Below are 15293 nucleotides of genomic sequence, written 5' to 3'. Positions count from 1 at the left end.
ACCGGAATAGGCGGTGCGGTCCGCGGGTTCGCTAGGATGGTTGAAACTTCTACTAAATGAGGAGGCGGCGTGGAATTCGGGATCTTCACCGTCGGCGACGTCACCACCGACCCCACCGACGGCCGCACGCCGACGGAGGCGGAGCGGATCAAGGCGATGGTGACCATCGCGCTGAAGGCCGAGGAGGTGGGCCTGGACGTGTTCGCCACCGGCGAGCACCACAACCCGCCGTTCGTGCCCTCGTCGCCGACCACCATGCTCGGCTACATCGCCGCCCGCACCGAGCGGCTGATCCTGTCGACGTCCACCACGCTGATCACCACCAACGACCCGGTGAAGATCGCCGAGGACTACGCGATGCTGCAGCACCTGGCCGACGGCCGGGTGGACCTCATGATGGGACGCGGCAACACCGGCCCGGTCTACCCCTGGTTCGGCAAGGACATCCGCGACGGGATCCCGCTCGCCATCGAGAACTACCACCTGCTGCACCGGCTGTGGCGGGAGGACGTGGTCGACTGGGAGGGCAAGTACCGCACGCCCCTGCAGTCCTTCACCTCCACGCCGCGCCCGCTGGACGGGGTGCCGCCCTTCGTCTGGCACGGCTCGATCCGCAGCCCGCAGATCGCCGAGCAGGCGGCCTACTACGGCGACGGATTCTTCGCCAACAACATCTTCTGGCCGAAGGACCACTTCATCCGCCTGATCGAGCTGTACCGGCGGCGGTACGAGCACTACGGCCACGGCAAGGCCGACCAGGCGATCGTGGGACTGGGCGGGCAGGTCTTCATGCGGAAGAACTCCCAGGACGCGGTCCGGGAGTTCCGGCCGTACTTCGACAACGCCCCGGTCTACGGGCACGGGCCGTCGCTGGAGGAGTTCACCGCCGAGACGCCCCTCACCGTGGGCAGCCCGCAGCAGGTGATCGACCGGACCCTGGGATTCCGCGACGCGTTCGGCGACTACCAGCGGCAGCTGTTCCTGATGGACCACGCCGGCCTGCCGCTCAAGACCGTCCTGGAGCAGCTGGACATCCTGGGCGAGGAGGTCGTGCCGGTGCTGCGCAAGGAGTTCGAGGCGCTGCGTCCCGCGCACGTCCCGGCGACCGCGCCCACGCACGCCGACCTCGTCGCGGCGGCCCGCGCCGAGCGGCCCGCCGGGACCGCGGAGGGCACCGGCGCCGAGGGAGAGGAGGCCGTCCGATGACCGCACGCACCCTGGCCGTCGTCTCGGCGGGGCTGAGCGAGCCCTCGTCGACCCGGCTGCTGGCGGACCGGCTCGCCGCGGCGACCGCCGCGGCGCTGCCCGGCGAGACCGAGGTCGTCACCGCCGAGCTGCGCGAGCACGCCCACGACCTGGCCGCCAACCTGGTCACCGGGTTCGCGCCGCGGCCGCTGCGCGCGGCGATCGACGCGGTGACCGGGGCGGACGGCCTGATCGCGGTCACCCCGATCTTCAACGCCTCCTACGGCGGGCTGTTCAAGACCTTCTTCGACGTTCTGGACCAGGACGCGCTGGAGGGCAGGCCGGTGCTCATCGGGGCGACCGGCGGCACCGCCCGGCACTCGCTGGCGCTGGAGTTCGCCGTGCGCCCGCTGCTGGCCTACCTGCGAGCCCAGGTCGTCCCGACGGCCGTGTACGCGGCCTCGGAGGACTGGGCGAGCCCCGGCGGGCTGACCGAGCGGATCGCCCGGGCCGGCGCGGAGCTGGCCGCGGCGATCGGCGGCCGTGCCCCGGTCGTCCGGGACGACCCGTACGCCGACCCCGTCCCGTTCGAGGAGCTGCTGAAGGCGGGCGGGCACTGACCACGCCCGCCTCCGCCGGCGGGCCGGGCGGGGGTGACGTCGCGTCCGGGGTCAGGGCTTCCAGAAGGGGGCGCGGCCCGTCCCGGGAACTCATCGCCACCGGGCAGGGCAGGCCACCTCAAGGACACCCAAATGTGACCGCCCGTCATCAAACGGGTGCCGTACGTTGCTGGGGTGACGCCGGCGACGGACGCCGAGAAGCCGAGGAGAGGTCAGCGCCCCGATGCAGCCGTTCGAGCTTCCAGATTTCTACGTCGTACATCCCGCCCGCCTCAACCCGCACGTGGAGGGGGCGCGCCTGCACAGCACGGAATGGGCCCGGCGGATGGGCATGCTGGACGACACCCGTGATCCGGGCACACCGGAGATCTGGGACGAGGAGAAGCTCGCCGCGATGGACTACGCGCTGCTGTGCGCCTACACCCATCCCGACTGCGCGGCGCCCGAGCTCGACCTGATCACCGACTGGTACGTGTGGGTGTTCTACTTCGACGACCACTTCCTGGAGGTCTACAAGAAGCCGCGCGACCAGGAGGGCGCCCGGGCCTACCTCGACCGGCTCTGCGCGTTCATGGGCCCGGAGCCGCCGGAGCCGCGGAACGCGGCGGAACGGGGCCTGGCCGACCTGTGGGCGCGCACCGTCCCGGCGCGGTCGGCGAGCTGGCGGGCACGGTTCGCCGAGAGCACCGAGAACCTGGTGCGCGAGTCGCTGTGGGAGCTGTCGAACATCACCGACGACCGGGTGCCGAACCCGGTGGAGTACATCGAGGTGCGGCGCAAGGTCGGCGGCGCGCCCTGGTCGGCCGACCTGGTCGAGCACGCGGTGAACGCCGAGGTTCCCGAGCGGGTCGCCGGCACCCGCCCGCTCCGGGTGCTCAAGGACGCCTTCTCCGACGGGGTCCACCTGCGCAACGACATCTTCTCCTACCAGCGCGAGACCGAGCGGGAGGGCGAGGTCAACAACTGCGTGCTGGTGGTCGAGCGGTTCCTGGGCGTCGGGCCGCAGCGCGCCGCCGAGGTCGTCAACGACATGCTCACCTCGCGGCTGCGCCAGTTCGAGAACACCGCGCTCACCGAGGTGCCGCACATCTTCGAGGAGCACGCCCTGGACCCTGCGGAACGGGCCGCGGTGTTCGCCTACGTCAAGGGACTGCAGGACTGGCAGTCGGGCGGCCACGAGTGGCATCTGCGCTCCAGCCGCTACATGAACCGCGGCGCGGTGTCGCGGGCGCCCGGCGGGCCGTCCGGGCTGGGCACCACGGCGGCCCGGCTGGCCACGGCGCTGAGGGCCGCGGCACCCAGCCCGCTGGCCGCCCCCTTCCGCCCGGTCGGACCGGCACCGCTCCCGGAGTTCACCATGCCGTACGAGGCGAGGGTGAACCCCCACCGCGAGCGCGCCGGCCACGCCGTCGTCCGCTGGTGCGGGGCGATGGGCATGTACGAGCCGGTGGCGAGGCACCCCGACCCCGTCTGGACGGCGGAGCTGCTGGACGGCTTCGCGTTCGCCGTCTGCGCCGCCTCGCTCGACCCGGACTCCACCGCCGAGGAGCTGGAGCAGGCGACCCAGTGGCTGGCCTGGGGCACCTACGGCGACGACTACTTCCCCGCGATCTTCTTCCGCGACCGGGACATGGCCGGCGCCAAGGCGTTCGTGGCCCGGATGCCGCTGTTCATGCCGCTGGACTGCGGCGCCACCCCGCCGCCGGCCACACCGGTGGAGGCGGGGCTGGCCGACCTGTGGCGCCGGACCGCGGCCCCGATGCCGATGAGCGGCCGCGAGGAGTTCCGCGCGACGGTGGAGGACATGGTTGAGAGCTGGCTGTGGGAGCTGCACAACCACATGCAGGACCGCATCCCCGACCCGGTCGACTACCTGGAGATGCGGCGCCGCACGTTCGGCTCGGACCTGACGATGTGCCTGACCCGCCTGGCGCACGGCAACCGGGTCCCGCCCGAGGTGTACCGCACCCGCGTGATCCAGGGCATGGAGAACGCGGTCATGGACTACGCCTGCCTGCTCAACGACGTCTTCTCGTACCAGAAGGAGGTCGAGTTCGAGGGGGAGCGTCTCAACGGCGTGCTGGCCGTGGAGCACATGCTCGGCTGCGGCAGGGACGCGGCGGTGGCGATCGTCGACGACCTCATGACCTCGCGGCTGCGGCAGTTCCAGCGGACGGCCGCCGAGGAGCTCCCCTTGCTCTTCGAGGAGTTCGGGCTCGATGAGGAGGCCCGGGAGATCCTCGGCGGCTACGTCGTGGAGTTGCAGAACTGGATGGCCGGGATCCTCAAGTGGCATCGCGAGACGCGCCGCTACGGCGAGGAGGACCTGCTCCGGCGGTACGGCCGGCGCCACCGGCTCCTGCCCGGCCCCAACGGCCCGGGCACGTCCGCTACCCGGATCCGGTGGCCGTGGCCGGAGACGGCCGCCCGGTCTCCGCTGCCGGAGCCGTCCGGGCCGCTCGCCGCATACGGATGACGCGCCGCCCCATGCGCTGCATGGGAAGCTCGATGTGCCGGTACGCGAGCGCCGAGGTCACCAGCACCCCGGCCGCCAGGACCAGCAGCCAGAGCAGCCGGACGGGGGCGGAGACGGCCTCCGGCTCGTCGGTGATCCGCCAGATGACCTGGACCACCGGGATGTGCAGCAGGTAGATCGAGTAGCTGATCACACCGAGCCAGGGCAGGAACCGGGGGAACCGGCGGCCGCGCAGGGCCAGGCCGGCCAGGAAGGTCAGCCAGGCCGCGGCGACGGCCGCCGGCCACCCCCAGACACCGGTCGCCTGGTAGGCGGCCGTCCGTTCGGTGAGGGCCAGGCCGGCGCCGGCCGCGACGGTCAGCACCGGCACCAGCGCGACCAGCGCGACCGCCGGCCACCGGCGGGTCCGGGCGTGCTGGATCCGGTAGATGCCGGTGCCCGCGAACATCGTGGCGATGATGGCCAGGCTCTCCACGCCGCCGACCCGGCTGTTGACCGTGACCAGCGCCAGCGCCAGGACGCCCAGGAGCGCCACGCCGCAGCGCCGGGCGGCCCGGTGCCCGCTCATCACCGCGACCAGGCCCACCGCCATGACCAGGGCGGTGGCCACGATGGCGCCCATCGGGGCGCGGGCGGACAGCAGGCCGGTCGGAAGCAGCGCTCCGGCCGCCGCGGCGGCGACGGCGAAGGCCGCCGCCGTCGCCGCGCTCGCCTTGTGCACGCCCGCCACGAACATGGCCGTGACCAGGAGGTAGAACACCATCTCGTACGACAGCGTCCAGAAGACGCTGACCGCGTTCGGCACCGCCAGCAGATCCTGGAGCATGGTCAGATGGGCCAGGGCCGAGATCCCCGGCTGTTCGGTCAGCTGGCCCGGCGGATCCCAGGCGACCTTGGCCAGGCCGATCCCCACCCCGATGACCGCCGCCACCGCCCACAGCGGGTAGAGCCGGAACATCCGGCCGATCCAGAACTCCCGGACGCTGCCCCGGCGTTCGAGAGAGGCGGGCACGATGTAGCCGCTGACGATGAAGAAGACGAACACCCCGTAACGGCCGAAGTCGAACCAGGGGCTCACCCCCGCGCGGATCTCGGGGAACAGCACGTCCAGCGAGTGCTCGAACACGACGACGATGGCGGCCAGCCCGCGCAGCGCGTCCAGCCATTCGAGGCGCGTCCGGCCGCCCGCCGGTGCGGGCGGCGGCGGGGACGTCGCGGCCGGAGGGGCGTCCGCCCGCGCGACGGGCGGGGCGGGGGGCCGTGGCGCGGACGGGGCGGCGGCGGGAGGCGGGGGAGCGGTGTTCGCCGAGGTGGTGGCGCTGGTGGGCGGACAAGGACCGGCGGGAGACTGAGAGCTGGCGGGCATCCCGGACACCCTAGGGGATGAGGCTGGGCGATTGCTGTGGTGAACCTGAACACTTCCTGAATCCCGGTCTTCCGGGAGTCCAATGACATGTCAGGAGATTCTGGAATCGCATTCGGTAATCTTGGGACGGGCGGCGGCGCGGGAACGGACACGAGAATCTGATGGCACACAGGGCGAGCGGCGGCACGGGCGAGCACTCCTGGCAGTGGAGCCGCACGGCCGAGACCCGCCGGACGATGCTGCGGGCGGCGCGGGAGGTCTTCACCGAACGCGGCTTCGCCGAGGCGGGCGTGGCGGAGGTGGTGGAGCGCGCCGGGGTCAGCGTCGGCAGCCTCTACCACCACTTCGGCGGTAAGCGGGAGATCTTCCTGGCCCTCTGGACGGACCACCAGGACGCCTACGAGCGCAGCGCGGCCGCCGCCGTCGCCGAGGCGCGCTCGGCCGGCGAGGACGACCCGCTCGAACTCCTCGTCCACGGCGCGCGGGCGTTCCTGTGGGACTGCTGGGAGCGCCGCCATCTGGTCCGGCTCTTCATGGACGGCGACGCCCCGCCCGGGTTCGAGCTGACGCGGCGGACACGGGGCCGGGAGTGGGTCCGCCGGAACGCGGCGCTGCTGGGAACGGGCGACGGGCCGGCCGCCCGGGTCACCGTGGCCGTCCTCACCACGGTCATCGGCGAGGCGGGCCGCGAGGTCGCCGAGTGCGCGGCGGAGGAGGAGGCGGCGGCCGTCATCGACACCGCCCTCCTGCTCATCCGCCGCCTGGACCCCCTCGGCGCGGCGGGCGGGCCGGAGTAACGGGCCGGAGTGGCGGCCCGCCCGGCCCCGCCGGGATCAGGTGTCCGCGGCCTCCCCCCTGGCGGTGTCCCACCACTCGGCGGCGCGGTCGAAGTCCGGCCCGCGGTTCCACAGGTCGTCGGGGTCGTCGGGCATCAGGACCTGCCGCATCGTGCGGTCCAGCCGGTAGGAGAGCGGCGTCTTCTGGCCGCGTTCCCCCGTCTCGGGATCCACGAACAGGGCGAGGACGTCCTCCGGGTAGCGGGCGAGCTCCTTCTCCCGGCCGACGAAGTACGGGTAGCCGAAGCAGGCGGAGGCCACCTCGCTCAGCCCCAGGCCGGTCCGCGCCGCCAGTTCCCGTACGCCGTCCACGTCGTAGGGCGCGGGGCCGCGCGTCGCCAGCAGCCGGTCGAACCGCGCGATCCGTTCGGCCCCTCCCCAGCCCTGCGGCACGGGCGCGCGGCGCGGCGCCCAGCCGGGGAGGTCGAAGCTCTCGAACCGCCCGTCCGGCGAGAACTCGATCGCGGTCGCCTCCTTGTGCGGGTGGCCCTGGAAATTGAGGATGATCATGGACCCGTTGGGCGTGCGCCACAGCTCTCCCTTGGGCTCCGGCCGGCCCGCGCGTGCCTGCCAATACAGCAGGCGGAACCGGCCGGCGCCGTCGCCCCAGGGGGTGTCGCCGTAGGCGCGGAGCGTGTCGAGCAGGCGGGGACGCGCGAACTCCGGGGTCCACGGCCAGGCGGCCGCCAGGGCCTGGCCGCCCAGCTCGCCGAACGAGAAGTAGACCTCTCCCGTGATGCCCCCCGTGGACGGCGGGGGCAGCTCGACCGTGCCGAGGGGGTGGGCGGTGGCGGGGTGGCCGTCGTCCACCGCGTCCGCCAGGATCTCGCTGACCGCCCTGGAGAACCGCACGCTGCGGACACCCCGCCCGGCCCGCAGGCCGGACACGCTGCGCACCGGCGAGGGGAGCCCCTCGGGACGGTCGGTGCCGAACAGGTCGTGCAGGCGCAGCACCCCCGGCAGGCACTCCGCGGCGCGCCGCACCAGGGACTCCACGCCCTGCCTCAGCCGCGGCTCGGTGACCCAGGGCAGCAGCCGGTCCAGCTCGGCGGCGCCGGCCTTCGGGCCGCGCAGGGCCGCGTCCACCAGCCGTTCGACGATGTCGCGCTCGATGCCGCGCAGCGCGGCGGACCCGATCGGATCCACGGTCCGGAGCCGGGGCCACCACCCGGGTGGGGGCAGCAGCGGGCGGTCGCCGGCCTGCCGCTGCACCGGAGCGAACCGCAGGCGGGCGGTGACCGCCCCGCCCGGGGCGCTCACCTGGATCTCGCCGTCCACGAGCCGGACGAGGCAGGGCTCGGTGGCGCTCGGGAAGGTCACCTCGGCGGCGTCGGGGGCCTGCGGCCGGAGGGTCAGGCAGCCTGGATCGACGACGAGTTCCTGCTCGCCCGCCACCCGCAGGGTGCGCCACAGCCCCTCCTGGAACCGCGACAGGTAGAAGTTCTCACCGTCGTACCAGGGGTGGGGGCCGGAAAGGTGGTGGGGGACGGTGGCGCGGTGCACCACGCCCTCCGCCGAGAGGACCTCCGCCGCCCCCTTCTCGGTCGTGAGGGTCAGCAGCTCGCCGTGCTGGATCACCGTGACCGGGGTGCCGTCGGCGCCCGCGGCGGACGGGAACGCCAGCTCCTCGGGGATGCCCGAGCGCAGCGCCGTGAGCAGGGCCTCGATCGGGTCGGCCACCCGCCAGGGCGTGCCGGGCTCCAGCCCGGTGTATCCCGATTCGGCCAGCGGCACCAGATGGGGGAGCGCGGCCTCCAGGCCCCGCAGGTCGCCCGCCGCGGCCTGAGCGGTCCATTCGCCGACCCGATCGGCGAGCAGGGCGCGCAGCGCCGGACGCTCGCGGAACCGGCGCAGGGTGGCGAGGTAGTCGATGTTGGACGCGCCGTTGAGGTTGCGGACGAAGCGGTCGAGCAGCCGGGTGAACGCCGCCGGGTCCTTCTCCAGCTCCTCGTCCAGCTTGGCGAAGTCGTCCAGGAAGTACCAGGCGGGGCCGCTCTCCTCGAAGGAGGACAGCTTCTCCCGGCGGAAGGCCAGCGGGTCGCCCCTGCGGGAACGCGCCACCGCGGGGTCCGAGCCGGGGCTGAGGGGGAGGTCCGCGGACGGTGTGAACAGGCGTTCGGCGGCCTGGTCCGCGAGCCTGATGAGCGGGTCGGCTGGGGCCGGGGCCAGGGAGAGGAACCAGTCCCGCGACAGCCGTGCCCCCGCCCCGACGGTGGCCAGCCGCTCCAGCCACGCGTTCCTGAGCCGGGCGTCCAGGGCCGCGTCGCCGTAGACGCCGGGGGCCGGCTCGGAGTCGATCAGCAGGCCGAGCAGCTCGGCGGAGCCGCGGCACAGGCGGCCGAGCGCGGGGCCGGCCGCCTCCCACACCGGAAGCGCGGCGCGGCGCAGGAGCCCGCCGCGCAGCAGCCGCTCGGCGACGAAGTCCTCCTCGCCGGCCGCGGCGACCCCGGCGGCCTCGGCGAGCGGGATCAGGTCGGCGAGGAGGTTGGGGTAGGGGAGGGACCCGGCGTCGAAGAAGGCGCCGGCGATCTCGCGCGCCTCGGCGTGCGCGGCGGCCGGGTCGAGTCGCGAGCGCAGCTCCACCAGGTGCTCGTGCAGGAGGCTGGGCGTGATCACGCCGGTGGGCACCAGCTCCAGCACGGTGCGGTGGGCCCGGTCCGTGTCCGGGACGATGCCGAACAGCCCCCGGTGGGCCTGCTCGACCTTCCGGGCCCGCCCGAGGAACGCCCGGGCGAGATCGTCGTGCCCCGCGGCGTGGAATCGCCGGCAGGCGTCCTCGAGGAACCCGGGCACCGCCCGCGCCGGCAGCTCCGCGGCCAGCGCGACCACCTGGGCCTCGGCCCCCCGCGGATCGTCACCGGCCGCGCCCAGCGCCGCCGTGATGTCCGGCCGTTCCGCCGCCCCCGCCATGCCCATCGCCCGGCCCTCCCCGTCATTGATCATGTAGGGAGCGAGGGTAATGCGCGGGGCCGACAAGCATCGGCGAACCGGACCGAACGGGCGGCCGCGCCGGCGGGCGGAGGGAGCCGCCGGCCCCGTACATGGCAGCGCAACGAGGCCGACGGCAGGTCGTAAAGAGGTCGTACGCCTCCGCCATCGTGCATGGCTGGTCTCGTCGTAACCGACAAAATTCACTTCAAACAACGTCCCTCTACCTTTCCCCGCCGCATGTTTCGGCGCGATCGTCCGGGTAGGGCCGCTCACGATCCGTACGAACAGGCCGGAGCGGGAAGGACGACGATGAAGGCGCTCACCTGGCACGGCAAGCGCGATGTACGCGTGGACACGGTGCCCGACCCGGAGATCAAGGAAGCCAACGACGCGATCATCCGGGTCACCAGCTCGGGGCTCTGCGGTTCGGACCTGCACCTGTACGAGGTGCTCGGGCCGTTCATGACCGAAGGCGACATCCTCGGCCACGAACCCATGGGGATCGTGGAGGAGGTCGGCTCCGCCGTGACGAACATCCGGGCGGGCGACCGGGTGGTGGTCCCGTTCAACATCTCCTGCGGGCACTGCTACATGTGCGACCGGCAGCTGTTCGCGCAGTGCGAGACGACCCAGGTACGCGAGCAGGGGATGGGCGCGGCGCTGTTCGGCTACACCAAGCTGTACGGGCAGGTGCCGGGGGCGCAGGCGGAGTACCTGCGGGTGCCGCAGGCCCAGTTCGGCCCGATCAAGGTCCCCGAGGGCCCGCCGGACGACCGGTTCCTCTACCTGTCCGACGTCCTCCCCACGGCCTGGCAGGCGATCGAGTTCGCCGACATCCCCGAGGGCGGCAGCGTCGCCGTGGTGGGGCTCGGCCCGATCGGGCAGATGGCGGGGCGCATCGCCGCCCACCTCGGCCACCGGGTCATCGGCGTGGACCGGGTGCCCGAACGTCTCGACCTGGCGCGCCGGCACGGCATGGAGGTCGTCGACGAGGCCGCGGCCGACGATGTCGGTGACGCCGTACGGCAGCTCACCGGCGGGCGCGGCACCGACGCGGTCGTGGAGGCCGTGGGCATGGAGGCGCACGGGTCGGCGGCGGGCCGGCTCGCGCAGACGATCACCGGGCTGATCCCGGACCGCGCGGCCGCCCCGCTGATGTCGCGGGTCGGCATGGACCGGATGTCGGCGCTGCTGGAGTCGCTGGAGATCGTCCGCCGCGGGGGGACCATCTCGGTCGTCGGCGTGTACGGCGGGATGACCGACCCGCTGCCGATGCTGCGGATGTTCGACAAGGGCGTGACGATCCGGATGGGCCAGGCCCACGTCAAGCGGTGGATCGACGACCTGATGCCGCTGGTGACCGACGACGCCGACCCGCTGGGCGTGGAGCGGTTCGCCACCCACCACCTGCCGCTGGCGGAGGCGCCGCACGCGTACGAGATCTTCCAGAAGAAGAAGGACGGCGCGGTCAAGGTCGTCCTGAATCCGTGACCGGGGCCGCTTGACGGGAGCCCTGACCGGAACCTGACCGGGGGCGGGCGCGCCGGGATGGAACGGCGTTGATCGGGTACCAGCCGCTCATGCGTACCGCGATCTTGGACATCGGCTCCGTCTCCGCCCATCTGAAAATCGTCGACCTCGAACCCGGGGAGCCACCGCGGCAGGTCCGCTCGGTGAAGCGGCCCACCCGGCTGGCCGGGGCGATCGGCCGGGACGGCCGGCTGGGCCCGGCCGCGGCGGGGCGGATCGGCACGGCCGTGGCCGGGACGCTGGCGGTGGCCCGGGACGAGGGCGTCCAGGAACTGATCGCTTTCGGCACCTCGGCGCTGCGCGACGCGGCCGACCGCGCCGAGATCGTCGCCGGGCTGGCCGCCCGTACCGGGGTGGAGCCGGCGTTCCTGACCGGGGTGGACGAGGCCCGGCTGACGTTCCTGGCGGTCCGGGAGTGGTACGGCTGGTCGGCCGGGCCGCTGCTGCTGGCCGACATCGGCGGCGGCTCGCTGGAGATCGCCGCCGGGGACGGCGCCGAGCCGGGCACGGCGCTCTCCCTGCCGCTGGGGGCGGGGCGGCTGACCCGCGAGCGGCTGCCGGGCGACCCGCCGCGGAGCAAGGACGTCGACCACCTGCGCCGCTTCGTCCGGGACCGGCTGGCCGAGTGCCTGCCGAGGGCCGCGGCGCGGCCTTGGACGATCTTCCCGGAGGCGGGCACGGGGACGGGCCGGGCGGTCGCCACGTCGAAGATCTTCACGCAGCTGGCCAAGCTCACCCGCGGTAAGGACGAGCAGGGCCGCCGGGTCCTGCGCCACAAGGACCTGCGCGCGTGGATCCCCCGGCTCGCCGGGATGAACGCCGCCGAGCGGGCCGGGCTCAAGGGGGTGTCGACCTCGCGTTCCCGGCAGATCCTGGCCGGCGCCGTCGTCGCCGACGCGGTCATGCGCCATCTCGGGACGCCCCGCATGGAGATCTGCCCCTGGGCGCTCCGTGAGGGGATCGCCCTGCGCCGCCTCCGGCAGCTCGGCGGCCAGACCCCGTGCCACGACGACATCTCCCACCTGCTGCAGCCGATGCCCGAGGGCCGCGCACGGCTGCACGCGGTCGGATCGGCCGGCGCCGGCGCGTGACGGATGGCCCGGACGGGCGGCCCGGACGGATGGCCCGGACGGGCGGCGCTGACGGGCGGCCCCGGCCGCCCGCCGGTGTCAGGCGAGCGGCGCCGTCTCGCAGGCGGCCAGGTAACCCGCCAGGTAGGCGTCGGCGACGCGGCCGACGAGGGGGTCTGCGGGAAGGAACTCGGCGTGGTGCAGCCCCGGGGCGTCGGGTGAGGCGTCCCGGGCGGCGGTGCCCACGAAGAGCATGAGGCCGCGGGTGACGTGGCAGTAGTGCGAGAAGTCGTCGGCGCCGAACGACCGGAACGTTCCGTCGACGGGGACGCCCAGGCCGGCGAGGTGGTGAGCGGCGCCCAGGGCCAGCGCCGGGTCGTTGTGCAGGGAGGGCTGCATCTCCTCGACCCGGACCCGCGCGGCGCAGCCGTGCGCCGCGGCGGTGTGCGTGACGATCTCCTCGATCAGCCCGGCCGCCGCGCGCCGGTCTCCGTCGTCCATCACCCGGATGCTGCCGCGTGCCGTGGCGGTGCCCGGGATCACGTTGGGGGCGCTGCCCGCGGTGACCTGGCCGACCGAGCAGACCGCGCCGCGCACCGGGTCGAAACGCCGGCTCACCACCTGCTGGAGCGCGACCACGGACTGGCAGAGGGCGAGCACCGGGTCGCGGGCCACGTGCGGGTAGCCGGCGTGCCCGCCGCGTCCCTCGACCGTGATCTCGAACTCGTCGGCGGCGGCGTTGACCGGGCCGGGCACCGCCGACACCACCCCTTCGGGCAGGCGCGGCTGCAGGTGGGCGCCGATGACGGCGAGCACGCCGTCGAGCGCGCCGGCCTCGACCACGTCGGCGGCGCCGGAGGGCGCGGTCTCCTCGCGCGGCTGCAGCAGCGCCATGATCGGCAGCTCGGTGCCGATCCGGGCCGCCGCCCGGCAGACCGCGACCAGCGCGGCCAGGTGGACGTCATGCCCGCAGGCGTGCATGGCGCCGGTCGCGGACGCCCACGGCGCGCCGGTCCGCTCGATGATCGGCAGCGCGTCCAGCTCGGCGCGCAGCGCGATCGCGGGGCCCTCGGGTGAGGCGTCGCCGTCACCGCCGACCCGGACCACGCGCCCGGTGCCGGCGACCGGCGTCCCGTCCCCGGCGTCCAGGGCGTCCAGCACGGCGCGTGCGGTGTCGGCCTCGTCGCCGGACAGGCGCGGGTCGGCGTGCAGCCGGTGGCGCAGTTCGATCGCGGCCGGGAGCTCGTCGGCGATCGCCGCGCGCAGCTTGGCGGCCCGCACGGTGCCGGTACGGGTGCCGGTGCGGGGCGTCTCGGGGCGCGGAGCGTGCCGCATGCCCACCTCCGGGGGTTGACAGTTCCAGCCAAGGTAACCGTCTCATGGCTCTGCGTTTGCGCGCGGCTCGTCGGAGGGACCCTGCTGTTACACAGAGTTCACATTGCCGCGCCGTAAACCCCTCTGACCTGGGTCGATATCGGAAGGCTTATCGATCTCCGGCGATACGAATCTTGGACTTTCGCCCGGTGGAGTGGTGTCCTTGGGGCCGCACCATGAGTGGGACAAAAAGTACAAGTAAGGCACGAGGGGCATGGGGGACAGGGAGATGCGCAGATCGCGCGCGCTCATCGGCGCCGTCACGGCGGTGGCCGTGCTGGCGGTGCTGGCCGGAGCGGGAGCCTTCTGGTTCCTGCGGGGGGACGGGCCCGATGGCGCCGCCCAGCGGTTCGTGGCGGCGTGGCAGCGGGGCGACGCCGCCGCCATGCGCGCCCTGACCGCCGGCGCGCCCGCCGACTTCGACCAGCGCGTCACCCGCATGCGCGACGACCTCGGCGTCGTGCGGCAGCGGTACACGGTGAGCTCGGTCGGCGACCCGGACGGCGGGAAGGCGGGCGGCTCCTACCACGCCGAGCTCACCCTGGCGGGGAACCGCACCTGGACGTACGAGGGGAGGATGCCGCTCGTCGAACGCGACGGCGAGTGGCTGGTGGAGTGGTCGCCGCAGGTCCTCTACCCGACCCTCAAGGAGGGCCAGCGACTGCGGGCCTCCCGGGCCTTCCCGGACCGGGCCGCCGTGCTGGACGCGGACGGCGGCGATCTTCGCAGCTCGCCGTCCGGCTCGGTGGCACAGCTGGTCGGCCCGCTCGGGCCGGCCTCCGCCGAGACCGCCAAGAAGCTGGGCGCGCCCTACCGGGCCGGCGACCAGGTGGGCGCCGACGGGCTCCAGCGGCAGTACGAACGGCGGCTGGCGGGCACGCCGGCCCTGGCGGTGCAGGTCGTCGCGGCGGACGGATCGGTGGTCACGACCCTCAAGCGGTTCGGGGGAGCCGCCGGGCAGCCGGTGCGGACGACCCTCGACCCCAAGGTGCAGCGGGCGGCCGGAGAGGCCCTCGCCGACGCGACCAAGCCCGCCTCCCTGGTGGCGCTCCGCCCGTCCACCGGGGAGATCCTCGCGGTGGCCAACAAGCCCGGCGGCTACAACCGCGCGCTCATGGGCCGCTACCCGCCCGGCTCGACGTTCAAGGTCGTCACCTCGGCGGCGCTGGTCGCCGGCGGCCTGCGCGTGACCAGCCCGGTCGGCTGCCCCGCCACCACCGTCGTCGGCGGCCGGACGTTCAAGAACTACCAGCGCGAGGACTTCGGCACCGTGCCGTTCCGGCAGGCGTTCGCGCACTCCTGCAACACCACCATGGCCCGGCTCACGGTGGACAGGCTCGGCGAGAAGCGGCTCGCCCAGGTGGCCGCCCAGTTCGGCTTCAACGCCCCGATCATCGCCGGGCTGCCCGCCGTGCGGGCCTCCTTCCCGGCGACCAAGGACGAAACCGCGCTGGCCGCCGCGTCGATGGGGCAGGGCGAGGTGCTGACCAGCCCGCTGAACATGGCGAGCGTCGCGGCCGCGGCCGCCGGCGGGACCTGGCGCTCCCCGCGCCTGGTGGACGCGGCGCTGGCCGCGCAGGCGCTCGACGCGGGGGGCCGCAAGCCCGAGCCGCCGCACCGGCTGGAGCCGGCGGTGCGGACCGCGCTGCGCAGCCTGATGCCCGCCGTGGTCAGCGAGGGCACCGCCTCCAAGGTCACCTTCCCCTCCGGCACGGCGGGCAAGACCGGGACGGCCGAGTTCGGGTCCGGGGAGGAGCCGCCCACCCACGCGTGGTTCATCGGCTACCGCGGCGATCTGGCCTTCGCCGTCGTGGTCGAGGACGGAGGCACGGGCGCCGAGGCCGCGGCCCCCATCGCCGCGAAGTTCCTGCGAGGAGCCTGAACGGGAGCGCGGCCCGGACATTG

The 15293-nt window shown here is 74.0% G+C and carries 10 protein-coding genes; 7 read left to right on the top strand and 3 right to left on the bottom strand.

Features of this window, described 5'->3' with window-relative positions; all coding sequences use genetic code 11:
• The first annotated feature begins 69 nt into the window (after positions 1–69).
• The 3 genes from IW256_RS23095 (at position 70) to IW256_RS23085 (ending at position 4281) form a co-directional block, all read left to right on the top strand.
• The gene (locus tag IW256_RS23095; protein WP_197012963.1) at positions 70–1206 is read left to right on the top strand and encodes an LLM class flavin-dependent oxidoreductase; all 1137 of its coding nucleotides are present in this window, start codon (positions 70–72) and stop codon (positions 1204–1206) included.
• On the top strand, positions 1203–1805 hold the full coding sequence (locus tag IW256_RS23090) for a CE1759 family FMN reductase (RefSeq protein WP_197012962.1): 603 nt from the start codon (positions 1203–1205) through the stop codon (positions 1803–1805). Before IW256_RS23095 ends, IW256_RS23090 begins: the two co-directional genes overlap by 4 nt.
• A gap of 223 nt (positions 1806–2028) precedes the next feature.
• Positions 2029–4281 (top strand): terpene synthase family protein, encoded by a 2253-nt coding sequence (locus IW256_RS23085; protein ID WP_197012961.1) that lies wholly within the window; start codon positions 2029–2031, stop codon positions 4279–4281.
• Here IW256_RS23085 and IW256_RS23080 read toward each other — a convergent pair.
• A complete protein-coding gene (locus tag IW256_RS23080) occupies positions 4196–5647 on the bottom strand; it encodes an acyltransferase family protein (RefSeq protein WP_197012960.1) in 1452 nt (483 codons plus the stop codon). The two genes, IW256_RS23085 and IW256_RS23080, sit on opposite strands and share 86 nt — an antisense overlap.
• Before the next feature lie 161 nt (positions 5648–5808).
• Here IW256_RS23080 and IW256_RS23075 point away from each other — a divergent pair, with 161 nt between their 5' ends.
• Positions 5809–6444, top strand: coding sequence for a TetR/AcrR family transcriptional regulator (locus tag IW256_RS23075; protein WP_197012959.1), 636 nt, complete (start codon positions 5809–5811; stop codon positions 6442–6444).
• Between the two features lie 36 nt (positions 6445–6480).
• Here IW256_RS23075 and IW256_RS23070 read toward each other — a convergent pair whose 3' ends face one another.
• Positions 6481–9426, bottom strand: a complete 2946-nt coding sequence (locus IW256_RS23070; RefSeq protein WP_197012958.1) for a hypothetical protein — start codon at positions 9424–9426, stop codon at positions 6481–6483.
• 297 nt (positions 9427–9723) lie between these two features.
• Here IW256_RS23070 and IW256_RS23065 point away from each other — a divergent pair, with 297 nt between their 5' ends.
• Positions 9724–10905, top strand: coding sequence for a zinc-dependent alcohol dehydrogenase (locus IW256_RS23065; RefSeq protein WP_197012957.1), 1182 nt, complete (start codon positions 9724–9726; stop codon positions 10903–10905).
• A gap of 89 nt (positions 10906–10994) precedes the next feature.
• Positions 10995–12035, top strand: coding sequence for a Ppx/GppA phosphatase family protein (locus tag IW256_RS23060; RefSeq protein ID WP_197012956.1), 1041 nt, complete (start codon positions 10995–10997; stop codon positions 12033–12035).
• A gap of 78 nt (positions 12036–12113) precedes the next feature.
• Here IW256_RS23060 and IW256_RS23055 read toward each other — a convergent pair whose 3' ends face one another.
• Positions 12114–13349 carry a M20 metallopeptidase family protein gene (locus IW256_RS23055; protein WP_197012955.1) on the bottom strand — a complete coding sequence of 412 codons (1236 nt, stop codon included), beginning with the start codon at positions 13347–13349 and terminating at the stop codon, positions 12114–12116.
• A 268-nt stretch (positions 13350–13617) separates the two neighbouring features.
• On the opposite strand from IW256_RS23055, the gene IW256_RS23050 reads away from it, so the two are divergent.
• Positions 13618–15270 carry a penicillin-binding transpeptidase domain-containing protein gene (locus IW256_RS23050; RefSeq protein ID WP_197012954.1) on the top strand — a complete coding sequence of 551 codons (1653 nt, stop codon included), beginning with the start codon at positions 13618–13620 and terminating at the stop codon, positions 15268–15270.
• Positions 15271–15293: the final 23 nt, after the last annotated feature.

The sequence above is a fragment of the Actinomadura viridis genome (assembly GCF_015751755.1).
Taxonomy (GTDB): domain Bacteria; phylum Actinomycetota; class Actinomycetes; order Streptosporangiales; family Streptosporangiaceae; genus Spirillospora; species Spirillospora viridis.
Note: the sequence above shows the minus strand (reverse complement) of the source record. Positions and strands in the feature narration are given on the sequence as shown.